The 26,469-nt window shown below is 71.7% G+C and carries 10 protein-coding genes; 6 read left to right on the top strand and 4 right to left on the bottom strand.

The window, feature by feature from the left end:
- Positions 1–56: 56 nt before the first annotated feature.
- Entirely contained in the window at positions 57–290 is a 234-nt protein-coding gene (locus AC3WQR_RS08265) for a hypothetical protein (RefSeq protein WP_062469860.1), read from the bottom strand.
- A gap of 162 nt (positions 291–452) precedes the next feature.
- Here AC3WQR_RS08265 and fhuF point away from each other — a divergent pair, with 162 nt between their 5' ends.
- The 6 genes from fhuF to AC3WQR_RS08295 all read left to right on the top strand — a co-directional run bounded on the left by fhuF (position 453) and on the right by AC3WQR_RS08295 (position 8,126).
- Positions 453–1,238 (top strand): siderophore-iron reductase FhuF, encoded by a 786-nt coding sequence (gene fhuF, locus AC3WQR_RS08270; protein ID WP_492741707.1) that lies wholly within the window; start codon positions 453–455, stop codon positions 1,236–1,238.
- A gap of 68 nt (positions 1,239–1,306) precedes the next feature.
- Positions 1,307–2,413 carry a GNAT family N-acetyltransferase gene (locus AC3WQR_RS08275; RefSeq protein ID WP_492741708.1) on the top strand — a complete coding sequence of 369 codons (1,107 nt, stop codon included), beginning with the start codon at positions 1,307–1,309 and terminating at the stop codon, positions 2,411–2,413.
- Entirely contained in the window at positions 2,400–3,710 is a 1,311-nt protein-coding gene (locus tag AC3WQR_RS08280) for a lysine N(6)-hydroxylase/L-ornithine N(5)-oxygenase family protein (protein ID WP_447746396.1), read from the top strand. Before AC3WQR_RS08275 ends, AC3WQR_RS08280 begins: the two co-directional genes overlap by 14 nt.
- Positions 3,711–3,870: 160 nt before the next feature.
- Positions 3,871–4,449 carry an RNA polymerase sigma factor gene (locus AC3WQR_RS08285; protein WP_070062439.1) on the top strand — a complete coding sequence of 193 codons (579 nt, stop codon included), beginning with the start codon at positions 3,871–3,873 and terminating at the stop codon, positions 4,447–4,449.
- On the top strand, positions 4,446–5,474 hold the full coding sequence (locus tag AC3WQR_RS08290; RefSeq protein WP_492741709.1) for a FecR family protein: 1,029 nt from the start codon (positions 4,446–4,448) through the stop codon (positions 5,472–5,474). The genes AC3WQR_RS08285 and AC3WQR_RS08290 overlap by 4 nt, the downstream gene beginning before the upstream one ends.
- 204 nt (positions 5,475–5,678) lie before the next feature.
- A complete protein-coding gene (locus tag AC3WQR_RS08295) occupies positions 5,679–8,126 on the top strand; it encodes a TonB-dependent siderophore receptor (RefSeq protein ID WP_492741710.1) in 2,448 nt (815 codons plus the stop codon).
- A 96-nt stretch (positions 8,127–8,222) separates the two neighbouring features.
- On the opposite strand, the gene AC3WQR_RS08300 is transcribed toward AC3WQR_RS08295, so the two are convergent.
- From AC3WQR_RS08300 to AC3WQR_RS08310, 3 genes are read right to left on the bottom strand one after another with little or no spacing between them, the layout of a single operon-like run.
- Complete coding sequence (locus AC3WQR_RS08300) at positions 8,223–15,599, bottom strand: amino acid adenylation domain-containing protein (RefSeq protein ID WP_492741711.1); 7,377 nt, start codon at positions 15,597–15,599, stop codon at positions 8,223–8,225.
- On the bottom strand, positions 15,600–23,363 hold the full coding sequence (locus AC3WQR_RS08305; protein WP_492741712.1) for an amino acid adenylation domain-containing protein: 7,764 nt from the start codon (positions 23,361–23,363) through the stop codon (positions 15,600–15,602). It lies immediately after the preceding gene.
- Positions 23,360–26,464 carry a non-ribosomal peptide synthetase gene (locus AC3WQR_RS08310; protein WP_492741713.1) on the bottom strand — a complete coding sequence of 1,035 codons (3,105 nt, stop codon included), beginning with the start codon at positions 26,462–26,464 and terminating at the stop codon, positions 23,360–23,362. The genes AC3WQR_RS08305 and AC3WQR_RS08310 overlap by 4 nt, the downstream gene beginning before the upstream one ends.
- Between the last annotated feature and the right edge of the window lie 5 nt (positions 26,465–26,469).

Here is a 26,469-nt window from a genome sequence, read left to right on the forward strand (position 1 = left end):
GGGCTCCCTGCAATGACGTTCGGCGCGCCTGCTTGTTTAGCAGGAAGGCGCGGTGCCTATTGCAGCAGCGGCTGCGCCCCCGCCTCGCGCGCGGCCTCCACCACCGAGGCGCCCGCCAGCGCCCACAGCGTCAGGGCCTCGTCGAGCGCACGCACGTGGCCCGGGTCCTGGCCGAGCCAGGCCACGAGCTGCTCGGCGCGCTCGGGCGACGGTGCGTCGTGCAGCTCGCGAAAAAGCCGCCAGGCCATGCTGAAGGCCGGATCGGAGGGACGGTGTCTCGGGAAGCTCATGGGGATTCGCACGCCTGCACTGCTGTCGATGAGTGAGTAGACGCTCCGTGAGGCACGCTGTTTAGGCGCGGGCCTCGTGCGGACTAAATTTCCGGCCCGCCGGCGCGTCTTCTGCTGCATGCCTGTGCGCCTTCTTCTTCACGCCACCTTCGGCCCCGCCCCGTGATCCCGTTGCTCGCGCCGATCTTCCAGGGCGAATGGGCGCCCTACGGCGAAACGCTGGCCTGCGCCCCGCACCCGCCGCCCGACGCCGTGCGCGTGGCCGACCTGCTGGCCGACCCGCCGCGCCTGCTGGCGCTGCTGCGCCTGAAGGCGCGCACGCTGAACATGCCGGAGCGCGACCTGCGCGCGGTCGCTTCCGCCTGGAGCATGAACTACCTTCACGCGCTGCTGCCGCCCGTGGCCGCTGCGGCGAGCTTGCTGCAGCACGGCTTTCCGGTCAGGCCCGAGCAGGTCTGGGTCAGCCTCGACGACGCAGACGGCGACCCGGAGTGCTTCCACATCGTCGAGATCGGCACGCCGCGCCCCGGCACCGATACGGCCGCGCGCTACGACGTGCTGCTGTGGACGCACCTCGCGCCCCTGTTCGCGCGGCTGACGCAGCTCACGCGGCTGGCGCCCAAGATCCTCTGGGGCAACGCCGTGCGCTACCTCGAGCCGGTGCTGGAAGAAGGCCTGCGCATGAGCGGCCAGGCGCCCGCCGTGGCCGCCGACCTCGAGCACCTGCTGCACCGCCCGACCTGGCCGCAACCGGGCGGCGAGGCGCGCGACAACCCGATGTTCATGCCCGCGCGCCGCGGCGTGCGCGTGGCCGATCGCAGCGCGCCGCCCGTCACGCTGCACCGCCAGTGCTGCCTCTACTACCTCGTGCCGCGGCTGGGCTACTGCGGCGCGTGCCCGCTCTCGCCCGAGTTCGAGCGGGAGCGCTGTGCAAGCACCGCCGACTAAACATCCGGCCGCAGCCCGCGTCTTCCTTCTGCATCCCACACACATCGACCACACCCCGGAGGTTTTGCTTGACCGCCCACGACACCGCATGGCGCTTTCACGCGCACCCCGAAGGCCGGGTGCTGGACGTCCGGCTGGAAGGCACCGTGCTCAAGGTCACGCCGCACGATGGCGACCGCCACAGCAGCACCTGGGCCCTGCGCGCGCAGCCCGGCACGCCGCGCCTCGAATGGCTGGGCACCTGCGCGGGCGAGCCTGACGAAGCGCACCTGCTGGCGGCGATCGAGGCGGCCTTCCAACGCCACCCGGCCGCGCGGCAGCTCGCGCTGCAGTCGCCGCTGCCGACCGGCACGCGGCTGGTGGACGCGGGCATCGTCACACCGGCCGAGGGCGCGCTGCCCACGGTCGCGCGCGAGGCCTTCTGGCAATGGCCGCGCGCCTGGCTGCCGCAGCCGCGCGAGCCCTTCGCCCAGCGCTTCGTCGTCACGCAGGGCAAGCGCCATCCGCTGCGCCCCGCCAAGCCGCAAGGCACCGTGTACCGCCGCCACATCCCGTGGTTGGGTAAGACGCTCACGCTCGACACGGTCGACATCGAACGCGACCTCCCCGCCTTCCACCGCTGGATGAACGACCCCGTGGTCGCCCATTTCTGGGAAGAGGAAGGCGACCTCGCGCGCCACCGCCAGTACCTGGAAGGCATCGCGGCCGACCCGCGCGTGACCGGTCTCGTCGGCCGCTTCGATGGCGAGGCCTTCGGCTACTTCGAGGCCTACTGGGCCAGGGAAGACCGCATCGCACCGTTCTACGACGCCACCGACCACGACCGCGGCTGGCACGCGCTGGTGGGCGAGGCGCGCTTTCGCGGCAAGCCTTTTCTCACGGCCTGGATGCCGTCGGTGTCGCACTACCTCTTCCTGGACGACCCGCGCACGCAGCGCCTGGTGATCGAGCCGCGCGCCGACAACGAAAAAATGATCCGGAGCCTGGGCCGCTGCGGCTACGCCCATGTGAAGGAGTTCGACTTTCCGCACAAGCGCGCCCTGCTGGGCGTGCTGTGGCGCGAGCGTTTCTTCGGCGAGGCGCTGTGGATTCCGCGCGCCGACCCCACCGCCGCTTCGCCGGCCCCGGCTCGTCGACACGAGCCATCCCTGGAGGACATCCATGCAAATCCATGACCTGATCGGCGTCGGCTTCGGCCCGTCCAACATCGCACTGGCCATCGCGCTCGACGAGAAGCGCCAGAAGGGCCACTTCGTCGATGCGCTGTTCATCGAGAAGCAGCCGGGCTTCGTCTGGCACCGCAACATGCTGCTGGACAACGCGCACATGCAGATCTCGTTCCTGAAGGACCTGGCCACGCTGCGCAATCCGTCCAGCCGCTTCACCTTCCTGAACTACCTGCACGAAAAGCAGCGCCTGCAGGACTTCATCAACCTCAAGACCTTCTTCCCGAGCCGCCACGAGTTCAACGACTACCTGGGCTGGGCCGCGGCGCAGTTCGAAGACCGCTGCGCCTACGGCGAGGCCGTGTTCGAGGTGGTGCCCGAGATGAAGGGCAACGAGGTCTCGCTGCTGCGCGTGCGCTCGCGCGACGCCAACGGCGCGGTGCGCGAGCGCCTGGCGCGCAACCTGGTGGTGAGCGTGGGCGGCGTGGCGAACATCCCGGCGCGCTTCCAGCCCCTGCGGGACGACGGCCGCGTGTTCCATTCGAGCACCTACCTGGAGGCCATCGCCCGCCACCCCGGCGCCGACCGCATCGCCATCGTGGGCGCGGGCCAGAGCGCGGCCGAGATCTTCATGGACCTGCAGTCGCACCCGGCCAAGCCGCAGGTCGACCTGATCATGCGGGCGCGCTCCATCAAGCCCTCGGACGACAGCCCGTTCGTGAACGAGATCTTCAACACCGATTTCACCGACTTCGTCTTCAACCGCTCGGTGAACGAGCGCGCCGAGCTGCTCGAGGAGTTCTGGCACACCAACTACGCCGCGCCCGACCTGGAGCTGATCCAGCAGATCTTCAACGTGTTCTACCGCCAGCGCGTGGCCGGCTCGACGCGCCACAGCTTCCTGCGTCGGCACGAGGTGTCGGCCGTGCGCGCCGCGCAGGACGGCATCCACCTGTCGCTGCACGACCTGAACACCGGCGCGCGCCACGACAAGGCCTACGACGCCGTGGTGCTCGCCACCGGCTACGCCCGCGACGCGCACCGCACGCTGCTGGCACCGTTGGCGCCTTACCTGGGCGATTTCTCGGTCGACCGCGACTACCGCGTGCAGGGCACGCCGGCGCTGCGCCCGGGCATCTTCCTGCAGGGCGCCTGCGAGACCAGCCACGGCCTGAGCGACACGCTGCTGTCGGTCACCGCGATCCGCTCCGACGAGATCGGCCAGGCGCTGCTGAACGCCACGCCGCGGCACATGGCGCAGGCGCCCGCCGCGGAGCGCCCCGCCCACGCCGCGCCCGTGGTCTAGCCACGGAAACGCAAGGCTTCGGTGCTACACTCAATAAGAATAGTTCTTATTCACCCCATCCCCGGGGTCACCGAAGCCAGCGCCCTCGCCTCCTCTTCACCGGCGCGCACCAGCCATCGGCCCAGGGGTCCTTTGTCGATGCTTGCGAGAAGGCGACCGGATGCGCGACCTCGTCCAGGAACTTGTGTCTCACTACGCGGACTTGCGCCGGCAGCTCACGCGCGACCTGCGCGACCCGCACCATGCGGCCGACATCGCGCAGTCCAGCTTCGAGCGCGTGTACACGCACACCCTCGGCCTGCGTGACGGCGCCGCCATCGAGTCGCCGCGCGCCCTGCTGTTCCGCGTGGCGCGCAACCTGTGCATCGACGAAGCCCGCCACCGCAAGGTGGCGCAGGAGTGGGCCGTCTCGCATGCCGTCGTGGGCACGCACCTCACGGCCCCCTCGTCCGAATACGTCGTGGCGCAGCACCGTGTGCTGCGCCGCGTGGTGGAAACCATGGAACAGCTGCCGCCGCGCCGGCGCGAGGTGTTCCTGCTGTTCCGCGCCTACGGCCACTCGCGCGCCGAGATCGCGCAGCGCCTGGGCATCACCGAGATGGCGGTCGCCAAGCACCTGCTGCGCGCCACCATCGACTGCTCGCGCGTGTTCGCCGAGCTGCGCCATGAACTGATCGAGCCGCAGGCGGTGAACAGCCACGCGGGCTTCGACACCGCACTGGCCGAAGACTTTTCATGAGCCGTGCGGCCACAGCGGTCGTTCCGCGTGAACGGCTGATCGAACGCGCGCTCGCGCTCATCGTCGAGGACGAGATCGCGCCGCCGAGCCCGGCCGCCAACAGCGCCCGGCTCGCGCTCGACCAGTGGCGCACGCGCTCGCCCGAACACGCCGCCGCCGTGCGCGAGGCGCGCGAGCGCTGGAACGCCCTGGGCGGCATGGCCGACGACCTGCGCGCGCACTTCGACGAACCCGTGCCCGCACCGGCCCCACGCAACCCCTCGCGCCGCAAGATGCTGCTGTCGGTCGCCGGGCTGCTCGGCGCCGGCGTGGTCGCGGGGCGCGGCGTGCAGTGGTACTGGCAGCAGCCCGTGTTCCAGGCGACGTACCGCACACCGAACGCGCGGATGCTCAAGGTCACGCTGGCCGATGCCGCCGATGTCTCAGCCGGCAGCCGCCTCGACCTGGCGCCCCAGAGCGCCGTCGACGTCACGCTCTACCGCCGCCGCCGCATGATCGACATGGCGCGCGGCGAGGTCCGCTTCGATGTGGCGCCCGACGCCGACCGTCCCTTCGTGGTGCGCACGCGCGAGGCCATCATCGAAGTCGTCGGCACCGCCTTCACCGTGCGCGACCGCGGCGGCCCGATCACCGTGGGCGTCGAGCACGGTCATGTGCGCGTGCAGGTGCTGCGCCACGCCGGCACCGAACGCAGCGGCGAAGTGGTCGACCTGCGCGTCGGCGACATGCTCGAGGTGCGCGACGGCCACGCCGACCCGGTGCGCCAGGCCGACACCGCCGCCCTCTCGGCCTGGCGCGACGGCTGGCTGGTGTTCGACAACACCCCGCTGGGCGACGCGCTGGCCGCGGTCAACAGCTACCGCAGCGCGCCCATCGTCGGCGCCGACGCCCGCATCGACGCGATGCGGCTCTCGGGGCGCTTTCGCACCAACGACTCGGCCGGCCTGCTCGACGCACTGCCGGCCATCCTGCCGCTGGTGGCGGTGGCCCGGCCCGACGGCAGCGTGCACCTGCAGGCGCGCTGACCCGGGCGTGCCCACGGGCGCGCTGCTCCTTTTCCCGCTCGTTTTTCGACCCGCATCGCCGCGGCGGCCGATGCCTTGTCACGGGCCTGTCTCTCTTTTTCGAGTTCAAACGTCTTACATCCAGAAGCACCCCGCATCCGATCGACGGCTGCGGCGCGCCCCCGTTTCATGCCGCACCGATTTATTTGTCTGGAGCCTTCACCCATGCGTTTCTCGCCTCGCCACCGACTCCTGAGCGCCGCGCTTGCCGCCGCCTTCGGAACCGCCCTTGCCAGCTGGAGCGGCCTCGCCGCCGCCCAGGGCGCCGACCAGTCCGCTGCACAAGCACGCGACATCAACGTCCCCGCCCAGCCGCTGGGCGCCGCGCTCAACGAGCTGTCGCGCCAGACCGGCGTGCAGGTGCTCGCCGCCGGTGACGTGGTCTCGGGCCTGGCCGCACCGGCCGTGTCGGGCCGCCTGAGCTTCCAGCAGGCGCTCGACCGCCTGCTGGCCGGCAGCGGCCTCGTGGCCGTGCGCAACGGCCCCACGCGCGTCACCATCCAGCGCCAGAGCACGGCCGGTGCGTCCACGCTGCCGGCCGTGACCGTGGCCGCGCAGGCCGCCACCGACGGCACCACCGAAGGCACGGGCTCGTACACCACGCGCGCCGCCGCCGGTGCCACGCGCATGGACCTGTCGCTGCGCGAAACGCCGCAGTCGGTCAGCGTCATCGGTCGCCAGCAGATCGACGACCAGAACCTCGTCACCCTCGAGGACGTGCTGCGCCAGACGCCCGGCATCGTGGCCGACCGCAACGACGAGCGCGTGACCTTCTCCTCGCGCGGCTTCGCCCTGAGCACCATGATCGACGGCGTGCCCACGCTGGGCTTCAACAGCGTGGCCGGCGAGTCGAGCATGATCAGCACCGCCTTCTACGACCGCGTCGAGGTGATCCGCGGCGCGGCTGGCCTCCTCAACGGCGTGGGCTCGCCTGGCGGCGCCATCAACCTCGTGCGCAAGCGCCCGACCTCGGAGTTCGCAGGGCACATCTCGGGCGGCATCGGCAGCTGGAGCCGCTACAACGCAGAGATCGACGTGGGCGGTCCGCTCAACGCCGACGGCACCGTGCGCGGCCGCTTCATGGCCTCGCGCACCGACGGCAAGAGCTTCATCGAGAACAAGAAGCGCAGCGAAGACGCGCTGTACGGCATTCTCGAAGTCGACCTCGCGGCGGGCTCGCGCCTGTCGGTGGGCTTCGAGCACCAGAAGACCGCCATCGACGGCGCCAACTACGGCCAGAGCCCGCTGTTCTTCAGCAACGGCCAGCGCACCAACCTGCCGCGCTCGTTCAACTCCAGCGCGCCGTGGAGCTACTGGGACATGTACAGCGACAAGCTGTTCGCCAACCTCGACCAGCGCCTGGGCGCGGGCTGGCAGCTCAAGGTGGACGCCAGCTACCTCAAGAGCAAGCGCGAGCGCGCCTCGGGCGACCTGAGCATCTACCGCGCGATCAACGCGCGCACCGGCGCCTCCACCATCGACATCCGCGAGAACCCCGCCGAAGGCGCCAACAAGGCCCTCGACGTGCACCTGAAGGGCCCGTTCGAGGCCTTCGGCCAGACGCACGAGGCCGTGGTGGGCATGAGCTACAACACCTACGACGCCACGGTCTACACGCGCGGCGCCGTGCCGCGCATGATCGACCGCCGGCCGCTGAACTTCTACCAGCTGCAGAGCTTCCCCGAGCCGACCTCCTTCTCGTACCCGCTGTACACGGCGCCGCTGAACACCACCGAGAAAGCCATCTACGCCTCGACCCGCCTGAAGCTGGCCGAGCCGCTGTCGCTCATCGTCGGCGCGCGCGGCACCTGGTACAAGTCCGATGCGTCCACGCTCGACTGGACCACCTGGCGACGCACCGGCGTGAGTTCGATGCGCGAGAACGGCGTGGTCACGCCCTACCTGGGCGTGGTGTTCGACGTGAGCAAGGAACTCTCGCTGTACGGCAGCTACACCGACATCTTCCAGCCCAACACGGTGCGCGACCGCAACAACTCGCTCATTGCACCGCAGCGCGGCAAGAACATCGAGCTGGGCCTGAAGGGCGAGCACTTCGGCGGCAAGCTCAACACCAGCGCCGCGATCTTCAAGACGCGCGAGACCAACCTGGCCGTGATCGACACCGGCGCCGGCTCGCTGCTGCCCGACGGCGGCATTCCGTACCGCGCGGTGCAGGGCGCCAAGAGCAAGGGCTTCGAGCTCACCGCCGCCGGCGAAGTGCTGCCGGGCCTGCAGATGCTCGCGGGCTACACCTACCACGCCAAGCGCGATGCCGACGGCGTGCTGCTGAACCCGCAGTACCCGCGCCGCCTGTTCCGGGTGGCCACCAGCTACCGCCTGCCGGGCGAGTGGAGCAAGCTCACCGTCGGCGGCAGCGTGAGCTACCAGAGCGGCATCTACTACGACGAGTTCAACGAACTCGGCCGCGCCTCGCAAGGCGGCCTGACGCTGTTCGGCCTGATGGCGCGCTACGACATCAACAACCGCCTGAGCGCCTCGCTGCACATCGAGAACCTCGGCGACAAGCGCTACTACAACGGCCTGGGCGCCTACAACGGCTACACGCAGGGCAACCCGCGCAACGCCTGGCTGAAGCTCAGCTACAAGCTCTGACACGCACCAACGAAATGAAATAGGGCGGCACCGGCATAAGGGTGCCCTTGACGCACGACCCGGCTGCCGGGTCGTGCGTTTTTTTATGCCTGGGTCTCAGACCGCGAAGGCTTCGGCCTCGCCCAGTCGCTCGCCCAGTTGCGTCAACAACACCGGGCTGCGCAGGATCGCGTGGTGGTCCTCGTCGAGCGCCGCGGCGCTCGCGAGGTCCGGCCGCCCCAGTTGCAGCGCGAGCGCGGCGCGGTCCGCCGCCGGGCGCCGCGCGATCCACCAGCACTCGGCGTGGCAGCGCAGCGGCACGAGTGCCTCGGTCTCGATCGCCTTCAGTTGCTGGCTCACGAGGAAGATGCGGGCCAGCTCGTCGTCGGGCAGGTTCGCGTGCGCCGGCATCTCCAGCGCATCGCCACGGGCCTGCGCTTTCGCACGCGCCTGGGTGAGCAGCGCGGCCACCGTGGCTTCATCGCTGACGAAGTCGTCGATGTCCAGCAGTCCGTCCAGGCGCGCCGCCGGCCAGGCCGAGGCGATGAAATCGGCGAAGTCGCGGCGGCCGTCGTCGTCCACCGTCTGCAGGGGCGCGTCGGGCTCGGGCACATAGGGATCGACCAGACCGAGAAAGGCCACGGCCTGCCCTTCGGCCTCGAGCCGCGCGGCCACGGCCGCCGCGAGCGCACCGCCGAGCGACCAGCCCAGCAGGTGGTACGGCCCCTGCGGCTGCACGGCACGGACCATGCGGGCGTAGTCGTCGGCCATGCGCGCCAGCGACACGTCGCGGTGCGCGGGGTCAGCGAGCATGCGGCACGGCAGGCCGTACACGGTGCGCACGCCCTGCAGGCGGCGCGCCAGCGGCGCGTAGTCGTACACCGTGCCCAGGGCGGCGTGCATGCAGAACAGCGGCGGCGCACCGGGCACCACGGCGTTCAGGGCCACCAGCGACGGCGCATCGGCACGCCCGCCCAGCAGCCCCGCGATGGTCGGCGCGCGCAGGAAGTCGTGCAGCTTCAGGTCCAGCGCCGGCAGGCCCAGGCGCCGTGCCTGCGCCATCACCTTCAGGCTCAGCAGCGAATCGCCGCCGAGTTCGAAGAAGTTGTCGTCGCGGCCCACGCGTGCCACGCCCAGCACCTCGGACCAGATGCGCGCGAGCGCCTGCTCGGTGCTGCCGCGCGGTGCGTCGTAGCCGTCGCCGCCGGCGAACACCGGCGCCGGCAGCGCATGGCGATCGACCTTGCCGCTCATGTTCAGCGGCAGCGCGTCGAGCACGACGATGGCCGCCGGCACCATGTGCTCGGGCAGCAGCGCCGCGAGGCTGGCACGCAGCCGCGCAGTCTCGATGCGCTCGCCCGCCAGCGGCGACACATACGCCACCAGCCGCGCGCCGCCCGCGCCCTGGCTGGCGACGACCACGGCCTCGCGCACCTGCGGCAGCGCCAGCAGCTGCGCCTCGATTTCGCCGAGCTCGATGCGAAAGCCGCGGATCTTCACCTGGTGGTCGATGCGCCCCAGGTAGGCCATCTGCCCGTCGGGCTCCCATCGCACGAGGTCGCCCGTGCGGTAGAGCCGGCCGCCCGGCGCGCCGAAGGGGTCGGCCACGAAGCGTTCCGCGCTCAGGCCCGCGCGCTGCAGGTAGCCGCGCGCCAGGCCGTCGCCGCCGAGGTACAGCTCGCCGGCCACGCCGGGCGGCACCTGGTTCATGGCGCCGTCGAGCACATAGGCCGTGCGGTCGCCCACGAGGCGGCCGATGGGCATGTAGGCCGCGTCGAAGCCCTCGCCCGGTGCGGCCTTGGCGATCATCGGCGTGATCACCGTCTCGGTCGGCCCATAGCCGTTGACGATGCGCGGCGGCTTCAGCACCGACTGCACCAGCGCGAAGCTGGTGCGCGGCATCGCCTCGCCGCCCACGGTGTAGGAGCGGATCGGCAGCCGGCTCGCGGCCTCGCCCATCAGCTCGGCCATCTGGTGCAGGTAGCCGGGCGTGAAGCAGGCGATGGTGATGCCGTGGCGCGCGATCTCGGCGCAAGTGCGCTCCACCGGCCAGACCTCTTCGTCGCGCGGCATCAGCGCCGCGCCGAAGGCCAGCGGCACCCAGGTGCGCTCGTGCGCGCCGTCGAAGTTGATCGACGCGAACTGCAGCTCGCGGTCGTCCGGCGTCATGCCGTAGGCCTCGCCGATGGACTGCACATGCATGGCCAGCGGGCCGTGCGCCACGGCCACGCCCTTGGGCTTGCCGGTCGAGCCCGAGGTGTAGATCACATAGGCCAGGTGGTCGCGGTGCACGGCCACGCCGGGATCGTGCGACGGGCCGTTCGACAGGTCGAGCGTGTCGAGCGTCAGTGCTTTCACACCGGGCTTGCCGATGCGGCCCAGCACCACTGCGTCGTCGGCCAGCAGCAGCGCGACGCCGCTGTCTTCCACCATATAGGCCAGGCGCTGCGGCGGATACGCCGGGTCGAGCGGCACGTAGGCGCCGCCGGCCTTCAGGATCGCGAGCAGCGCCACGACCATGTCGGCCGAGCGCCGCACCGCAAGGCCCACGCGCACCTCGGGCCGCACACCCGCGCGCACGAGGTGGTGCGCCAGCCGGTTGGCGCGCGCCTCCAGCGCGGCGTAGCTCAACGTGCGGTCGCCGAAGATCAGCGCCGTGGCCTCGGGCCGCAGCGCGGCCTGGCGTGCGACCAGCACGTGCACCGGTGCGGTGTGCTGGTAGGCCGGCGTGTTCTCGCCCCAGGCCTGCAGGCGCTGCGCCTCGTCGGCCGTGTACAGGTCGAAGGCGACGACCGGGTGCGTGGCCGCCTGCGCGAGGTCGTCGGCCACGCGGCGCACCGCGTCGTGCATGTACTGGCACACGCGCGCGGCGCCAACCGATGCATCGACCTGCGCGGTCAGCGCGAAGCCGTCGGCGCGTTCGTTCACCGACAGCGCGAAGGCGTAGTTGGAGCGCTCCTGCGCGCCGAGCGTCTCGATGCCCTCCCAGCCGCCGGCATCGGCACCCGCCTCGGGCGCCTGCGCCACATAGCGGTAGTTCAGCAGCGTCGAGAACAGCGGCGTGCCCTTGGGCACCGCGCTGCAGCGCTGCGCGAGCGACAGGCTCGCGTGCTCGTGGTGCAGCAGGCCGGCCAGCGCGGCGTGGGTCTGGCGCACGCAGGCCAGTGCATGGCTGCGGCCCAGCGTCACGCGCAGCGGCAGCGTGTTGATCATCATGCCGAGCGCGCGCCCCGCGCCCTCGCCGCCCGCGAGCCGGCCGAACAGCACGGTGCCGAACACCACGTCGTCCTTGCCCGTGGTCTTGGCCAGCACCAGTGCCCACGCCAGGTGGAACAGCGTGGCCGCGCTCACGCCGCTGCGCTGCGCCTGCGTGCGCACAGCCTGCGCCAGCGCCGCGTCGAGTTCGAGGTGTGCTTCTTCCACCGCCGTGCCGTCGCCGCGCGCATCGAACAGGTCGAAGGGCGCGGTCGGTTCGCGCACGTCGCCGAGCATGCGGCGGAAGAAGGACTCCTGCTCGGCCACGTCGGCACCCAGCCGTGCCTGCGCGACGAAGCTGCGGAACGGCACGGGCGGGGGCAGCGCGTCGGCGCGGCCTTGCAGCAGCAGCGTGATCTCCTCGACCAGCAGGTCGCGCGAGACATGGTCGAGCGCCAGGTGGTGGCTTGGCAGCTGCAGCAGCCAGCCGCCGCCCGCCGCATCGTGCGCGGCGATGGCGCGCAGCATGGGCGCGCGGCGCACGTCGAGGCGGTAGTGGCCGGGGCGCACATGGGCTTCGAGTTGCGCGGCGACATCGCCCGCGGCGGCGTCGATAGCCAGCCATTCGATCTTGGCGGGTGCATGGCGGTGCACCACCTGCACCGGCTCCGCCAGCCCTTCCCACAGCACCGCCGTGCGCAGCATGTCGTGGCGCGCGATGACGCGGTTCAGGCAGTCCATGAACGCATGGAGCCGGGCCTCGCTGTCGAAGCGCATCTGCAGCGACTGCACATAGACGTCGCCCTCGGCCTGCATCAGGTGATGGAACAGCAGGCCTTCCTGCAGCGGCGCGAGCGGGTAGATGTCCTGGATGTTGGCCGCGCCGCCGGGCACCGCGGCTTCGATGCGGCGCAGCTGCGCATCGTCGAGCGTCACCAGCGGCAGCATCTGCGGCGTGAGCAAAGTGCAGCCGTCGTGAATCGCGTTGTCGGGCACTACCGGCGCCGGGCGCGGCGAGGCGCCGGCCTCCAGCGTGGCGCGCGCGAAGTCGGCAAAGCGCGGGTTCTGGAACAGCGTGCGCACCTGCGCGCCGAAGCCCTGCCGGCGCAGCCGCTCGAGCAGCTGCATGGCCAGCAGCGAATGGCCGCCGAGTTCGAAGAAGTTGTCGTTGCGGCCCACGCGCGGCGCGCCGAGCACCTCGGCCCACACGGCGGCCATCGCCTCCTCGGCCGCGCCCTGCGGCGCTTCCCAACTGTCGGCTGTAGCAGCGAACACGGGCTCGGGCAGCGCGGCGCGGTCGACCTTGCCGTTGGCGTTCAGCGGCAGCGCCGAGAGCACGGTGATCGCCGACGGCACCATGTACTCGGGCAGCACCTGCGCCAGCCCGTCGCGCAGCGTGAAGGCCTCGACCGGGCGTTGCGCGTCGAGGCTCGACACGTAGGCCAGCAACAGCGCACCGCCTGCACGCTCGCGCGCGACCACCACGGCCTCGCGCACGCCGGGCTGCGCGCGCAGCCGCGCCTCGACCTCGCCGAGCTCGATGCGGAAACCGCGCACCTTCACCTGGTGATCGAGCCGTCCCAGGTATTCGAGCTGTCCGTCAGCGCGCCAGCGCACGAGGTCGCCCGTGCGGTACAGGCGCCCGCCCTTCGCATCGAAGGGGTCGGCCACGAAGCGCTCGGCGCTCAGGCCGGCGCGGTTCAGGTAGCCGCGCGCTAGCCCCGAACCGCCGAGGTACAGCTCGCCGGCCATGCCAGGCGGCACCAGGTTCATGTCGGTGTCGAGCACCACGGCGCGGCGGTCGCCCACGGGCGCGCCGATGGGCAGGTAGGCGGCGTCGAAAGCAGTGCCGGCATAGGCCTTGGCGATCGTTGGCGTGATCACCGTCTCGGTCGGGCCGTAGCCGTTGATGAGGCGCGGCGGCTGCAGCGTCTGCATCACGCGCTCGCAGGCCACGCGGCCCATGGCCTCGCCGCCGACGGTGTACGAGCGCAGCGTGGGCACGCGCCCGTCCTCGCCGAGCTCGTCGGCCATCTGCTGCAGGTAGCCCGGCGTGAAGCAGGCGACCGTGATGCCGTGGCGCCGCATCTCTTCGCGGCTGCGGTGCACGGTCCACAGTTCCTGGCTGCGCGGCATCAGCGTGGCGCCGAAGGCCAGCGGCGTCCAGATGCGCTCGTGCGCGCCATCGAAGTTGATCGACGCGAACTGCAGCTCGCGGTCTTCGGGCGTCATGCCGTAGGCGCGACCGATGGTCTGGATGTGCATGCTCAACGGGCCATGCGCCACGGCCACGCCCTTGGGCTGGCCGGTGGAGCCCGAGGTGTAGATCACATAGGCCAGGTGCTCGGGATGCACCGCGACATCGGGTGCACCGTCGGGGCCACTGTCGAGCACACCGCCGTCGAGCAGCAGCGCGGGCAGCGCCTGCATCGACGCGCCCAGCCGCTCGCGCACACGCGCCTGCGTGAGCAGCAGCCGCACGCCGCTGTCGGCCGCCATGAAATCGAGCCGGTCGGGCGGGTAGTCGGGGTCGAGCGGCACGTAGGCCGCGCCCGCTTTCAGCACGCCGAGCAGCGCCACCACCATCTCGGGCGAACGTTCCACCGCGAGGCCGATGCGGTCCTCGGGCTGCACGCCCTGCGCGATGAGTGCGTGCGCGAGCCTGTTGGCGCGCATGTCGAAGTCGCGAAAACTCATCGGCACGCCATCGACGATCAGCGCCGTGGCCTCGGGCCGCAGCGCGGCCTGGCGCTCGACGAGCCGGTGCACGGGCACCTCGTCCCAGGCGGTGTCCTGGCCCTCGCCCCACTGGCGCAACTGGGCGTGCTCCTGCGGACCGAGCAGCGCCACCTCGCGCAACGTGCGCGTAGGGTCGTCGGCCAGCTGGCGCAGCACCGCGACGTAGTGCGCGGCCATGCGCTCGATGGTCGCGGGCTCGAAGATCGCGCGGGCGTAGGTGAAGCTCAGGCCGAGCGTCCCGTCGGCCTGCTCCAGCGTGTCGAGCGCGAGTTCGAAGGGCGCCGCCTGTTCGTCGAGTTCGCAGGGTTCGATGCGCAGGCCTTCAAGCCGGTCGAGCGCGCCCAGGTCCTGCTGCCGGTGGTTGAAGATCACCTGGAACAGCGGCGGGTGGCTCAGGCTGCGCTCGGGCTGCAGCGCCTCGACCAGCTGTTCGAACGGCAGGTCCTGGTGCGCCTGCGCGCCTAGCGCCGCTTCGCGTGCCTGCGCTAGCGCCTCGGCCAGCGTGGTGTGGCCGCCCAGCTTGGCGCGCAGCACCTGCGTGTTGACGAACAGGCCGAGGATGCCGGCCGTCTCGGGCCGGTCGCGGTTGGCCACGGGCACGCCGAGCCGGATGTCGCCCTGGCCCGTGTAGCGGTGCAGCAGCGCCTGGAAGCCGGCCAGCAGCACCATGAAGAGCGTCGCGCCCTCGGCGCTCGCGCGGCGGCGCAGCGCCTGCGTCAACTCATCCGGCAGGTCGAGCCGATGGCGCGCGGCCAGGTACGGCCCCTGCGGCGGACGCGCGCGGTCGGCGGGCAGTTGCAGCAGCGGCTGCTCACCGCCGAGCCGCCCGGTCCAGTAAGCGAGCTGACGTTCGCCCTCGCCCGCTTCGAGCCAATTGCGCTGCCAGGCGGCGTAGTCGGCGTACTGCAGGGCGGGCGCGGGCGGCACGGCGACGGCGTTCCCTTGACGGTGCGCCTGGTACAGCGCGCCGAAGTCGTCGACCAGCAGCTGCATCGACCAGCCGTCGGACACGATGTGATGCATCACCAGCACCAGCAGGTGCGCGGTCTCGCCGGTGCGCAGCAGGCCCACGCGCAACAGCGGGCCGTTCGCCAGGTCGAAGGGCGTGCGCACGAGGCGCGCGGCCTCGTCGCGCACCTGCGCGGGGTGGGCGCGCAGATCGGCTTCACGCAGGTCGAGCACCGCCTCGGGCGACACGGTCTGCTGCGGCACGCCGTCGTCGCTCACGCCGAAACGCGTGCGCAGCGACGGGTGCCGCGCCACCAGCGCCTGCAGGCTCGCGCGCAGCGCCGCATGGTCGAGCGCGCCGTGCAGCGTGAGCGCGGCCGTGATGTGCTGCGCCGTGCTTTCGGGGTCCATCTGCCAGAGGAACCACTGGCGCGCCTGCGCGTACGAGGCGGGCCGCGGCGCACCGGGCACGGCGGCCGGGTCGGGCACGATCGGCAGGCGGCCGAAGTCGATGCCCTGCGCACGCAACGCGGCGATGAATTCCTTCTGCCGCGCCGGCGGCAAACCCGCCAGCCGTTGGGCGATGGCCCTACTGCGTTCGCTACTGCTCACTCAACCCCCCAGACTTTCCAACAATGCATCCATGCGATCGAGATCGCTCTCGGCCTGCGCGGCCTGCTGCGCCTGCGCCGGCCCTTGCGCGTCGAGCGCCTGCGCGCACGCCGCCAGGTCGGGCAGCTCGAAGTAACGCTGCAGCGGCAGGTCGATGCCCATCTGCGCCTTGACCTGCTGGCGCAGCTTGAGCACCGCGAGCGAATGCCCACCGAGCTCGAAGAAGTTGTCGCCGCGCCCCACGCGCGACAGCCCCAGCACCTGCGCCCACAGACCCGCCAGCGCGACTTCGGTGGCGCCCTGCGCCGGCACGTGGGCGCGCTCTTCCGCCGCTTCGGGCGGCGGCAGCGCCTGCCGGTCGACCTTGCCGTTGGCGTTCAGCGGCAGCCCCTGCGGCATCGCGACGATGACGCTCGGCACCATGTAGTCGGGCAGCGCCGCCGCCAGCCCCGCACGCAGCGCCGCGGGGCGCAGCGGCTGGCCTTCGGCGCCCGCGGCATACGCCACCAGGCGCGCGCCGCCCGGCCCGTCCTGCGCCAGCACCAGGGCCTGTCGCACGCCGGGCTGCGCGAGCAGCTGCGACTCGACCTCGCCGAGTTCGATGCGAAAGCCCCGCACCTTCACCTGATGGTCGAGCCGGCCGAGGTACTCGAGCTGCCCGTCATCGCGCCAGCGCACGAGGTCGCCGGTGCGGTAGAGCCGCCCGCCATGCCCATCGAACGGATCGGCGACGAAGCGCTGCGCCGTCAGGCCGGCGCGGTGCAGGTAGCCGCGCGCCAGCACCTCGGCGCCCACGCACAGCTCGCCGGCCACGCCGACGGGCACGGGTTGAAGATTGGCATCGAGCACGCGCAGGCACGCGCTCGATGCGGGCGTGCCGATGGGCGGCAGGTCGTCGGGGCCTGCACCGTCGAGCACGAACTCGCTCACCACGTGCGTCTCGGTCGGCCCGTACTGGTTGATGAGCCGACACTGCGATTCGCGCGCCAGCCACTCGGCCAGCGCGGGCGTGCGCTTGAGCTGCTCGCCCGCCGTGATGACCTGCCGCAGCGCCGGCAACCGCCGGCCCGAGGCCAGCGACTGTTCGGCGAAATGCTGCAGCACCGAGAAGGTGAGGAACATGCGTTCGACGCCTTCTCCGTGCACCAACGCCTCGAGCGCATCGAGGTCGAGCCGCTGCGCGTCGGTCGTCTGCACGAGGCAGCCGCCGCCGGCCAGCCCGCTGACCATTTCCTGGAACGCCACGTCGAAGCACGGCGAGGCGAACAGCAGCGTGCGGCTCGCGCCCGGCAGGCGTTGCAGTTGCCACGCGATGAGGCGCGCCACCGCGTCGTGGCGCATCGCCACGCCCTTCGGGCGGCCGGTGGAGCCCGAGGTGTAGAGCACATAGGCCAGCTGCTCGCCATGCACCGGCACCGCCGGGTCGTGGTCGGGCCAGTCGGCGATGCCGTCGTCGGTTGCGTCGAGGTCGAAGGCCAGCCTCTGCACGCTTGCTGCGTCGGGCAAACGCGGCATCAGCGCGCGGCGCGTGAGCAGCAGCGAGGCGCCGCTGTCCTCGACCATGTAGGCCAGGCGTTCGGTCGGGAACGCCGGGTCGAGCGGCACGTACGCGCCGCCGGCCTTGAGCACGGCGAGCAGGCCGACGACGGTCTCGGCCGAGCGATCGACCGCGATCGCGACCGGCATGTCGGGCCGCACGCCCTGCGCGATCAAGCGATGCGCCCAGCGGTTGGCGAGGCGATTCAGTGCGGCGTAGGTGAGGCGATGCTCGGCTGTGACCAGTGCCAGTGCGTCGGGGTTCGCCTTCGCTTGCTGTTCGATGAGGTGGTGAACGGGCACGACCGCCTGCGGTGCGAATGCACCGCGCGACCATGACGACAACCGCTTGCGCTCGGCCGCATCGGCCAACGTCAGCTGGCCCACGACCTGCGCCGCATCGCCGGCCAGCGCCAGCAGCGCCGCGCGCAACTGGCCCACGAGCGCCGCGGCCTGCGTGTTGTCGCACACGTCGAGCGCATGCACGAGGTCGATGTGCAGCGCCGCATCGTCATGCACCATCAGCGTCAGCGGGTACGAGGTTTCTTCCTTCGTGTGCACCGTGCCGAAGCTCAGGCCGGCCGCAGCGTCACCACGCAAGGCCGCATCGACCGGGTAGTTCTCGAACACCACCAGCGTGTCGAACAGGCCCTGCCCGCCCAGCCCGGCCCAGGCCTGGATCTCGTGCAGCGGCGTGTGCTCGTGTTCGCGCGACGCGACCTGCGCCGCCTGCAGTTCGCGCAGCCAGTCGCCCACGGGCTGGCCGGGCCGCAGGCGCGCGACCACGGGCAGCGTGTTGATGAACAGGCCCAGCATGCGCTCGGCACCCGGCATCTCGGCGCTGCGGCCGGAGACGGTGGCGCCAAACACGACGGTGCCCGTGCGCGTGCGCTGGCCCAGCAGCAGCGCCCAGGCGGCCTGCACAACGGTGTTGAGCGTGACGTGCGCGGCCCGCGCGGCTTCGCGCAGGCCGCGCGTGGCTTCGGTGTCGAAGGCCAGCCGCTGGCGGGCCTTGCCCGGGCGCGGTGCGACAGGCGGCACCAGCGCCGTGGCAAGGCGCGTCGGTTCTTCCACACCGGCCAGCACGCTGCGCCAGTGCGCCTCGCCGGCCTGCGCGTCGCGCGTTGCGAGCCACGCGATGTGATCTCGGAAACGCCCCGGCGCGGGCTCGCCGGCCTGCCCCGCGTAGCTGCGCAGCACCTCGGCCAGCAGCTGCGCCACGCTCCAGCCGTCAAGCAGCAGGTGGTGGTAGGTCCAGACGAGGTGATGGCGCTGCGCCTGCGTGCGCGCCAGGGCGATGCGCATGAGCGGCGGGCGCGCGAGGTCGAAGCCGCTCGCACGCTGCGATGCGGCCAGCCGCGCCAGTGCACCTGGCACATCGGCGCTCTCACGCAGGTCTTGCACCACCCACGGCATCTCGGCACTGCGCGCCACCCATTGCAGCGGCGTGGCGCCGTCGGCCAGGAAGCCGCTGCGCAGGATCTCGTGGCGCGCGAGCACGCGCTGCCATGCGGCGCGGAAGCGCTCGGCATCGAGGCCGTCGATGTCCATGCACAGCTGGTTGACGTAAGCCTCGCCCTGCGCATCGACCAGGCTGTGGAACAGCATGCCGGACTGCATCGGCGACAACGGATAGAGGTCTTCGAGTTGCGCCACGGGCAGCGGCAGCGCGTCGAGCTGCGCGGCTTCGAGGCCGGCCAGCGGGAAGTCCGACGGCGTGACGCCGCAAGCGCCCGAGGTGCAGTGCGCGATCAGCGCTTCGAGTTCGTCGCCGAAGCGGTTCACCCAGCCCTGCACGTCCTCTTGCGCATGCCGCGCCGCGCTGAAGTCCACCGTCAGTTGCAGCGCACCGTCGCGCACCTGCGCGTTGACGCTGAACTCGTGCAGCAGCGGCGCGCTCGCCGCGACCGGCTCGCCCGCGTCTTCGGGCGCGAGCGACCACGCAGCCTCGGCCGCACCATCCACCTGCCCCAGGTAGTTGAAAACCAGCTGCGGCCGCGGCAATGCGCGCAGCGCCTGCTGCTGTGCGTCCGTGCCCAGGTGCCTCAGCACGCCATGGCCGAGCCCGCGTTGCGGCACGCGGCGCAGGTCTTCCTTCACGCGCTTGATCGCGTCGCCCCACGCGCCCAACGGATCGAGCCGCACGGGGAACAGGCTGGTGAACCAGCCCGTGGTGCGCGACAGGTCGAGCGCCTTCCGCGCGGGGAGGATGTCTTCGCGGCCGTGCCCTTCGAGCAGGATCGCGAGCTGCGCATGCCCGCTCCAGCCGCACAGCGCGCGCCCCAGTGCCGTGAGCAGCAGGTCGTTGACCTGCGTGCGGTAGGCGGCCGGCGCCGTCTTGAGCAATGCCTGCGTGCGCGCGCGGTCGAGCTGCCACGCGATGCTGGCGCGACGCGCCACGGTGTTCGCGCCCTCGGGCCGCGCGCAGGGCAGCGCGACCGGCACGTCGGCGAAGGCCTGCCAGTGCGCGAGTTCGCCGTCCATCGCGGCAGCTTCGCTCTGCAACGCGCGCGCCCAGGCCTGCAGGCTGGCGCTCTTCGGCGGCAGCACGACCGGTTCGCCGTCGCGGCACTGCGCGTACGCGGTGGCCAGGTCGTCGAGCACGATGCGCCACGACACGCCATCGACCACGAGGTGGTGCGCTGCCAGCAGCAGGCGCCAGTCGCCGCCGGGCAGGCGGATGACCAGCGGACGCAGCAGCGGCCCGTGCGTGAGGTCGAGGCTGCGCTGCGCCTCGTCGCACAGCGCGGCGATCTGCGCGGGGTGCGCTGCATCGCGCACCCAGAGCCATTCCTCGCGCCAGCGCGCCGGCAGTTCCTCGTAAGTCTGTTGCCAACGCCCATCGGTCGTTCGATGGAAGCGCAGGCGGAAGGCATCGTGATGCTGCACCACGGCCGCCAGCGCAGCTTCGAGCGCGGGCACTGCCAGCGGCTCGCGGCCTCGCAGCAGCAGCGACTGGTTCCAGTGATGGCGCTCGGGCATGTCGGCCTCGAAGAACGCGGCCTGGAACGGCAGCAGCGGCACCTCGCCTTCAGCTGCGGTCTGCTCGGCCTGCACCGCCGCGCCCACGGGCTCGGCCACGGCCGCCTGCCCCGCGACGGTCTGGCGCTCGAACATCTGGCGCGGCGTGAGCTTCCAGCCGGCCGTGCGCAGCCGCGACACGATCTGCAGGCTCAGGATCGAATCACCGCCGAGTTCGAAGAAGTTGTCCTGCCGACCCACGCGCGGAAGGCCGAGCACCTCGGCCCAGACCGTTGCCAGAGCCTGTTCGATCTCGCCCTCGGGCGCCTCGTAGGCCTGCGCCCCGCTGCGCTCGGGCTTGGGCAGCGACTTGCGGTCGATCTTGCCGTTGGCATTGAGCGGCAGGGCCGGCAGCACGCACAGCAGCGCTGGCACCATGTACTCGGGCAGCACCTCGGCCAGGCGGGCCTTGAGCACGGCCGCGTCCACCGCCGCACCGGGCTGCGGCGACACGTAGCCGACCAACCGCGTGCCGCCGGGGCCTTCGTCGGCCACCACCACGGCCTCGCGCACCTGCGGCTGGGCCAGCAGCTGCGCCTCGATCTCGCCGAGCTCGATGCGGAAGCCCCGCACCTTCACCTGGTGGTCGATGCGGCCCAGGTAGGCCAGCTGGCCGTCGTCGCGCCATCGCACGAGGTCGCCCGTGCGGTACAGGCGCTCGCCGGTGTCGCTGAACGGGTCGGCGACGAAGCGCTCGGCCGTGAGGCCCAGCCGGTGCAGGTAGCCGCGCGCCAGGCCGATGCCGCCCAGGTACAGCTCGCCACCCACGCCCGGCGGCACCGGGTTCAGGCCCGCGTCGAGCACGTAGGTCTTGCAGCCCGCGATGGGGCGGCCGATGGCGACGTGGTTCAGGCCGTCGGCGCGGCAGGTCCAGTGCGTCACGTCGATGGCCGCCTCGGTCGGGCCGTAGAGGTTGTACAGCCCCGCGCCCGGCAGGCGCTCGAACACCTTCGCCTGAGCCTCGGCGGGCAGCGCCTCGCCGCTGCAGACGATGCGCCGCAGGCTGGTGCAGGCCTCGATGCCGTCGTTCGCCAGGAAGGCCTGCAGCATCGAGGGCACGAAATGCAGCGTGGTCACGCCGTGCGCGCGGATCAGCTCGACCAGGCGTGCCGGCTCGCGGTGATCGCCAGGCGCAGCGACGACAAGGCGCGCGCCCTGCATCAGCGGCCAGAAGAACTCCCACACCGACACGTCGAAGCCGAACGGCGTCTTCTGCAGCACGGTATCGCCCTCGTTCAACGCGTAGGCGTCCTGCATCCAGGCCAGGCGGTTGTAGAGCGCGTTGTGGCGGTTGGCCGCGCCCTTGGGACGGCCCGTGGAGCCGGAGGTGAAGATCACGTAGGCGAGGTTCTCGCCATGCAGTGCGACCTGCGGACGGGCGGTGGATTCGGCCGACAGGTCGAGCGCATCCAGCGCCAGCATTTGCACATGCGCCGCCACCGGCAGCGCCTCGCGCAGGTGCGACTGCGTGAGCAGCAGCGTCACCCCGCTGTCTTCGAGCATGTAGGCGATGCGTTCGCGCGGCAGCTCGGGGTCGATGGGCACATAGGCGCCGCCGGCCTTCAGGATCGCCAGCAGCCCCACCACCATCTCGAGGCTGCGCTCGGCGGCGATGCCCACGGGCATGTCGGGCCGTACGCCCCGACCGATCAGGCGGTGGGCCAGCGCGTTGGCGCGCGCGTCGAGTTCGCCATAGCGCAGCACCGCGTCGCCGAACACCAGCGCCACCGACTCCGGCTGCTGACGTGCCTGTGCTTCGATGAGCCGGTGCACGGGCTGCGTGTACGGGCGGTGCGGCAGGTTCTCGCTCCACGTACGCAGCCGCGCCTCATCGTCCGCATCGGTGAGCACGAGGTTCGCGAGCACGCGGTCGGGGTCGTCCGACATCGCCTGCAGCACGCGCTGGTAGGCGCGCACCAGGCGCTGCGCGGTCGTGGCGTCAAACAGGTCGGTGTTGTATTCGAGCCGGCCGCGCACGCCGTGCGGGTCGATGTAGAAGTCCAGCGACAGGTCGAACTTGGCGCCCGCGTCGTCGAACTCCTGCAGCTCGGCGCGCACGCCCGCGAAGTCGAGCGCGACGGCCTCGCCGGCCATCTGCACGCCGAACATGGCCTGGAACAGCGGGCTGCGCGCGGGATCGCGACGGTCCTTGCGGCTGGCCAGCAGCACTTCGAACGGCAGGTCGGCATGGTCGAGCGCGGCCAGCGCGTCGGTGCGCACCTGGCGGCACACCTCGCGCAGCGTGCACCGGGGCGCGAGCCGCACGCGGAACACCTGGGTGGTGATGAAGAAGCCCAGCAGGTCCTGCACCTCCTCGCGGTGGCGGCCGGCATTGGGCACGCCGATGGCGAAGTCATCCTGCCCGCTGCAGCGCGACAGCAGCACCTGCCAGGCCGCGAGCAGCACGACGAACGGCGTGCAGCGTTCGGCGCGGCAGAACTTCTGCAACGCCGCCGCCAGGGCCGGCGGCAGTTCGAAGCCGAGTGCAGTGCCGGCGAAGGTCTGTTGCGCGGGGCGTGCGCGGTCGGTCGGCAGATCGAGCGACGGCACCTCGTCGCCGAGGTGGCGGTTCCAGTGGTCGAGCTGCGGCGCGAGCGCCCCGCCCTGCACGCGGGCCCGCTGCCACACGGCGAAGTCGGCGTACTGCACGGGCAGCGGCGGCAGCTGCACCGGGCCCTCGCTGCGCAGCGCCAGCGCGTAGGCCGCGCCGAGGTCGCGCGCCAGGATCGGGTTCGACCAGGCGTCGGACACGATGTGGTGCAGGCAGACGGCCAGCACATGCCGGTCGTCTGCGAGCTTTGCGAGCCGGGCCACCAGTGCGGGCGCGCGGCCCAGGTCGAACACATGCGTCGCTGTACGGCGCACGAGCGCATCGACAGCGGCTTGTTGCGCGTCGGCGCTCTGGCCCGAAAGGTCGATGCGCTCCAGCGCGAACGGCACCTCGGCCTGCACCACCTGCATCGGCACGCCGTCATGCTCGACGAAGTGCGTGCGCAGGATCGCGTGGCGCGCAACGACCGCCTGGAACGCACGTTCCAGCGCATCGGCGTCGAGCGCGCCGGTCAGCCGGAACACGCGCGGCAGGTTGTAGGCCGTGAGCCCGGGCTCCAGCTTCTGCAGGAAGCACAACTGCTCCTGCGCATACGACAACGGCACCGCCTGGCCGTCGTGCACGGTGCGGGTGATCTCGTCCATGACGATGCTCATGCGGCCTCGCCCACGGATTCGTCGGCCAGGTCGCGCTGCCGGTGCGTCTGCGCCAGATTTTCGAGTGCGACCGCGTCGGCGCTCGCCTCGCGCAACACGGCGGCCAGCGCCGCGGGTGTCGGGTGGTCGAACACCACGCCGGCCGCCACCTCGACCTGCAGCAGCTTGCGGATGCGCGCGACCAGCTTGATGACCTGCAGCGAGTGGCCGCCGAGTTCGAAGAAGTCGTCTTCCACACCGACCGGGCCGCTGCCCAGCAGCGTGGCCATGCCGTCGGCGAGCAGCGCTTCGAGCGCGTCGCGCGGCGCCGCGATGACGCGCTGCGGTGCTTCGGCCGGGGCCGATACCGCCAGCGCGAGCCGGTCGATCTTGCCGTTCGGCAAGCGCACGAAGGCGCTCACGGCCGTGCAGCTCGCGGGCACCATGTGCGCCGGCAGCAGCGCGGCGAGTTGCTCGCGCAGCGCGCGGCCGTCGGTCGCCTCGCTGTCGCCGACGAAGAAGGCGGCGAGCGTGGCGGCGCCGGCCGCATCGGGCACGGCCAGCACCACGGCCTGGCGCACGCCGGGCCGCGCCAGCAGCGCCGCCTCGACCTCGGCGGGCTCGACGCGGTAGCCGTGGACCTTCACCTGGTGGTCGGCGCGCCCCGCGAGCCGCAGGCCGCCTTCGGGCAGCACCCACGCGAGGTCGCCCGTGCGGTAGAGCCGCTCGCCAGAACGGAACGGGTCGGCGACGAACACGTCAGCGTTCGCGCGGTTCAGGTAGCCGCGGCACAGCTGCGCACCACCGATGTGGACCTCGCCCAGTCCACCGGCCGGCACGAGGCCGCGCGACGCATCGAGCACGCGCACGCGGTTGTTCGCGAGCACGCGCGTCAGCGGCAGCTGCTCGGGCACGGGCGCGCCGGCTTCGACGGCATGCACCATGACGCCGACCGTGGCCTCGGTCGGCCCGTAGTGGTTGTAGATGGCGCACTGCGGCGCCAGCCGCGCGATGCGCTCGACCAGCGCGCGCGGCGCGGCCTCGCCGCCCAGCACCAGGGTGCGCGGCAGGCAGGGCGTGGTGCTTTCAAGCAACGCTTCGAGGTGCGAGGGCACGATCTTCAGCGCGTCGATGGCGTGCGTGCGCATGAAGCGCGCGAAGGCCTCGGCGTCTTTCGCCTCATGCGGCGCCGCCACGACAAGGCAGGCGCCGTTGTGGAACGCACCGAACAGCGCGGTGTTGCCCAGGTCGGCCGCGACCGAGCTGGTGAGCGCCCAGCGGCGGCAGGTGTCGAGCTGCATCGCGGCCGAGGCGGCTGCCACGTAGTTCTGCAGCTGGCCCTGCTCGACGGCCACGCCCTTGGGCGTGCCGGTGGAACCGGAGGTGTAGAGCACGTAGGCGAGGTCGCTCGGTGCGGCGATGTGCGATGCGGCTTTCGCTTCGGGCAGCGTGGTCGCATCGGGCAATGCGGCGTCGATGGTGAACACCGGCTGCGCATCGGCCAGCACCGCCGCACGGCGCGCCTCGGGCCAGTCGGGGTCGAGCGGCAGGTAGGCGGCGCCCGCGCGCCAGACAGAGAGGATCGCCACCGGCAGGTCGAGCGCGCGCGGCAGGTTCAGCGCGACGATGGCGCCGGGCGTCACGCCCTGCCCTTGCAGCCAGCGGGCGACGCGGCCCGTGCGCCGGTCGAGCTCGCGGTAGTTCAGGCATTGGTCGCCCGCTTCGAGCGCGGGCGCGTCGGGTGTCTGGGCAGCCCAGTGGGCGATGCGCTGCGTGACGGTCTGCGTGCCGACATCGGCCACGGCTTCTTGCGACTGCAGCAGCAACTCGCGCTCACGCGCACCGACCAGCGGCAGCGCGCCGAGCGCAGTGTCGGGGCGTTCGACGATGGCATCCAGCAGGCAAAGGTATTGCATCAGCAGGCGCTGCGCCGCCACCTCGCTGTGGCGTGCGGCATCGGCATGCACCGAGAGCGCGACACCGTCGGCATCCCATGCAACCTGCAAGGCGAGTTCGAAAGCCGGTAACGGCCCCGGCAGCGCAGCCAGTTGCCATTGCGGATCGGCGCCGTGACGGCGCGGCCGCTCGTGGCACGCGAAGCCGACCGCGAGGTGCGCGGCGATGGGCGGCGACTCGACGGCCCAGTACTCCTGCGCCTCGACATGCGCGGCCAGCGTGCCGTCGACGTTCTCGAACCAGTCGGCAAAGCGCGTCTCGGGGGCGGTCTCGACGATGAGCGGCAGCACCTTGTCGAACACGCCGACCGCACCCTGCATCGGCGGGTAGTCGCGGCGGCAGTCGTGCTGCCAGCCGGCGACGAAACGGCCGGTGCCGTCCAGCCGCGCGAGCAGCAGCCACCAGACGGCTTGCAACAACGTGTCGGGCTGCGCGCCCAGCGTGTCGGCGCAGGCGGCGATGCGACTCGCGAAAGTGGCATTGACAGATTCGTCAGCACGCACGCGCACAGCCTGCTGGGAGGCAGCAGCTTGCCGGCCGACGAGGCGCGGCGGTGTGAGCGAGGAAGCCTGCGCGAGGTAGCGCTGCCAGTAGGCGCGTCCCTCGGCGGCGTCTTCGCCGTCGAGCAGGTCCTGGCGCCAGGTCACGAAGCGTGCGTACGGGAACACCTCGGCGGCATCGAAGGCGTGTTCGTCCGCGAAGGCCGTGGCGATCTGGTCGAACAAGTGCTGCAGGCTGCCCCGGTCGCCGACCCAGGCATGCACGGAAAGCGCCAGCGTGTGGCGCGCCTCACCGGTGCGTGCGAGCCCGGCACGGACCATCTCGCCGCGCGCGATGTCCAGCGGCGCGGCCTGCAGGTTCGCCAGCCAGTCGGCCAAGGCAGCTTCAGGCGCATCGCGCAGGTCTGCGTCCGCCCAGGCCAGCAGCGTCATCCCGTCGGTGTACTGCTGGCGCAGGCCGCGGTAGCCCGGCACCGCGCGGATGGCACTGCACAGCGCGCCATGCGCGCCCAGCACGCGCGCCACCACGTCGCGCAGGCGCGCGGCATCGAGCGTACCCTCGATGTCGGCGCGCAGCAGCAGGCGCGGCGCATCGGCCGGCACCGCGCGTTGTTCGGGGCTCAGCGGGAAGGTCGTGTCGTCGAAGTGGTCGGTCATGGTCGTCATTTCGT

It is taken from the genome of Variovorax sp. FW305-3-2-15-B-LB1 (assembly GCF_058787635.1).

What these genes read in the sequence shown, in the direction of transcription:
- AC3WQR_RS08310 (WP_492741713.1), bottom strand. Translation starts at nt 26,464, where the DNA reads ATGACGACCATGACCGACCACTTCGACGACACGACCTTCCCGCTGAGC.
- AC3WQR_RS08265 (WP_062469860.1), bottom strand. Translation starts at nt 290, where the DNA reads ATGAGCTTCCCGAGACACCGTCCCTCCGATCCGGCCTTCAGCATGGCC.
- AC3WQR_RS08305 (WP_492741712.1), bottom strand. Translation starts at nt 23,363, where the DNA reads ATGAGCATCGTCATGGACGAGATCACCCGCACCGTGCACGACGGCCAG.
- AC3WQR_RS08295 (WP_492741710.1), top strand. Translation starts at nt 5,679, where the DNA reads ATGCGTTTCTCGCCTCGCCACCGACTCCTGAGCGCCGCGCTTGCCGCC.
- AC3WQR_RS08290 (WP_492741709.1), top strand. Translation starts at nt 4,446, where the DNA reads ATGAGCCGTGCGGCCACAGCGGTCGTTCCGCGTGAACGGCTGATCGAA.
- AC3WQR_RS08285 (WP_070062439.1), top strand. Translation starts at nt 3,871, where the DNA reads ATGCGCGACCTCGTCCAGGAACTTGTGTCTCACTACGCGGACTTGCGC.
- AC3WQR_RS08280 (WP_447746396.1), top strand. Translation starts at nt 2,400, where the DNA reads ATGCAAATCCATGACCTGATCGGCGTCGGCTTCGGCCCGTCCAACATC.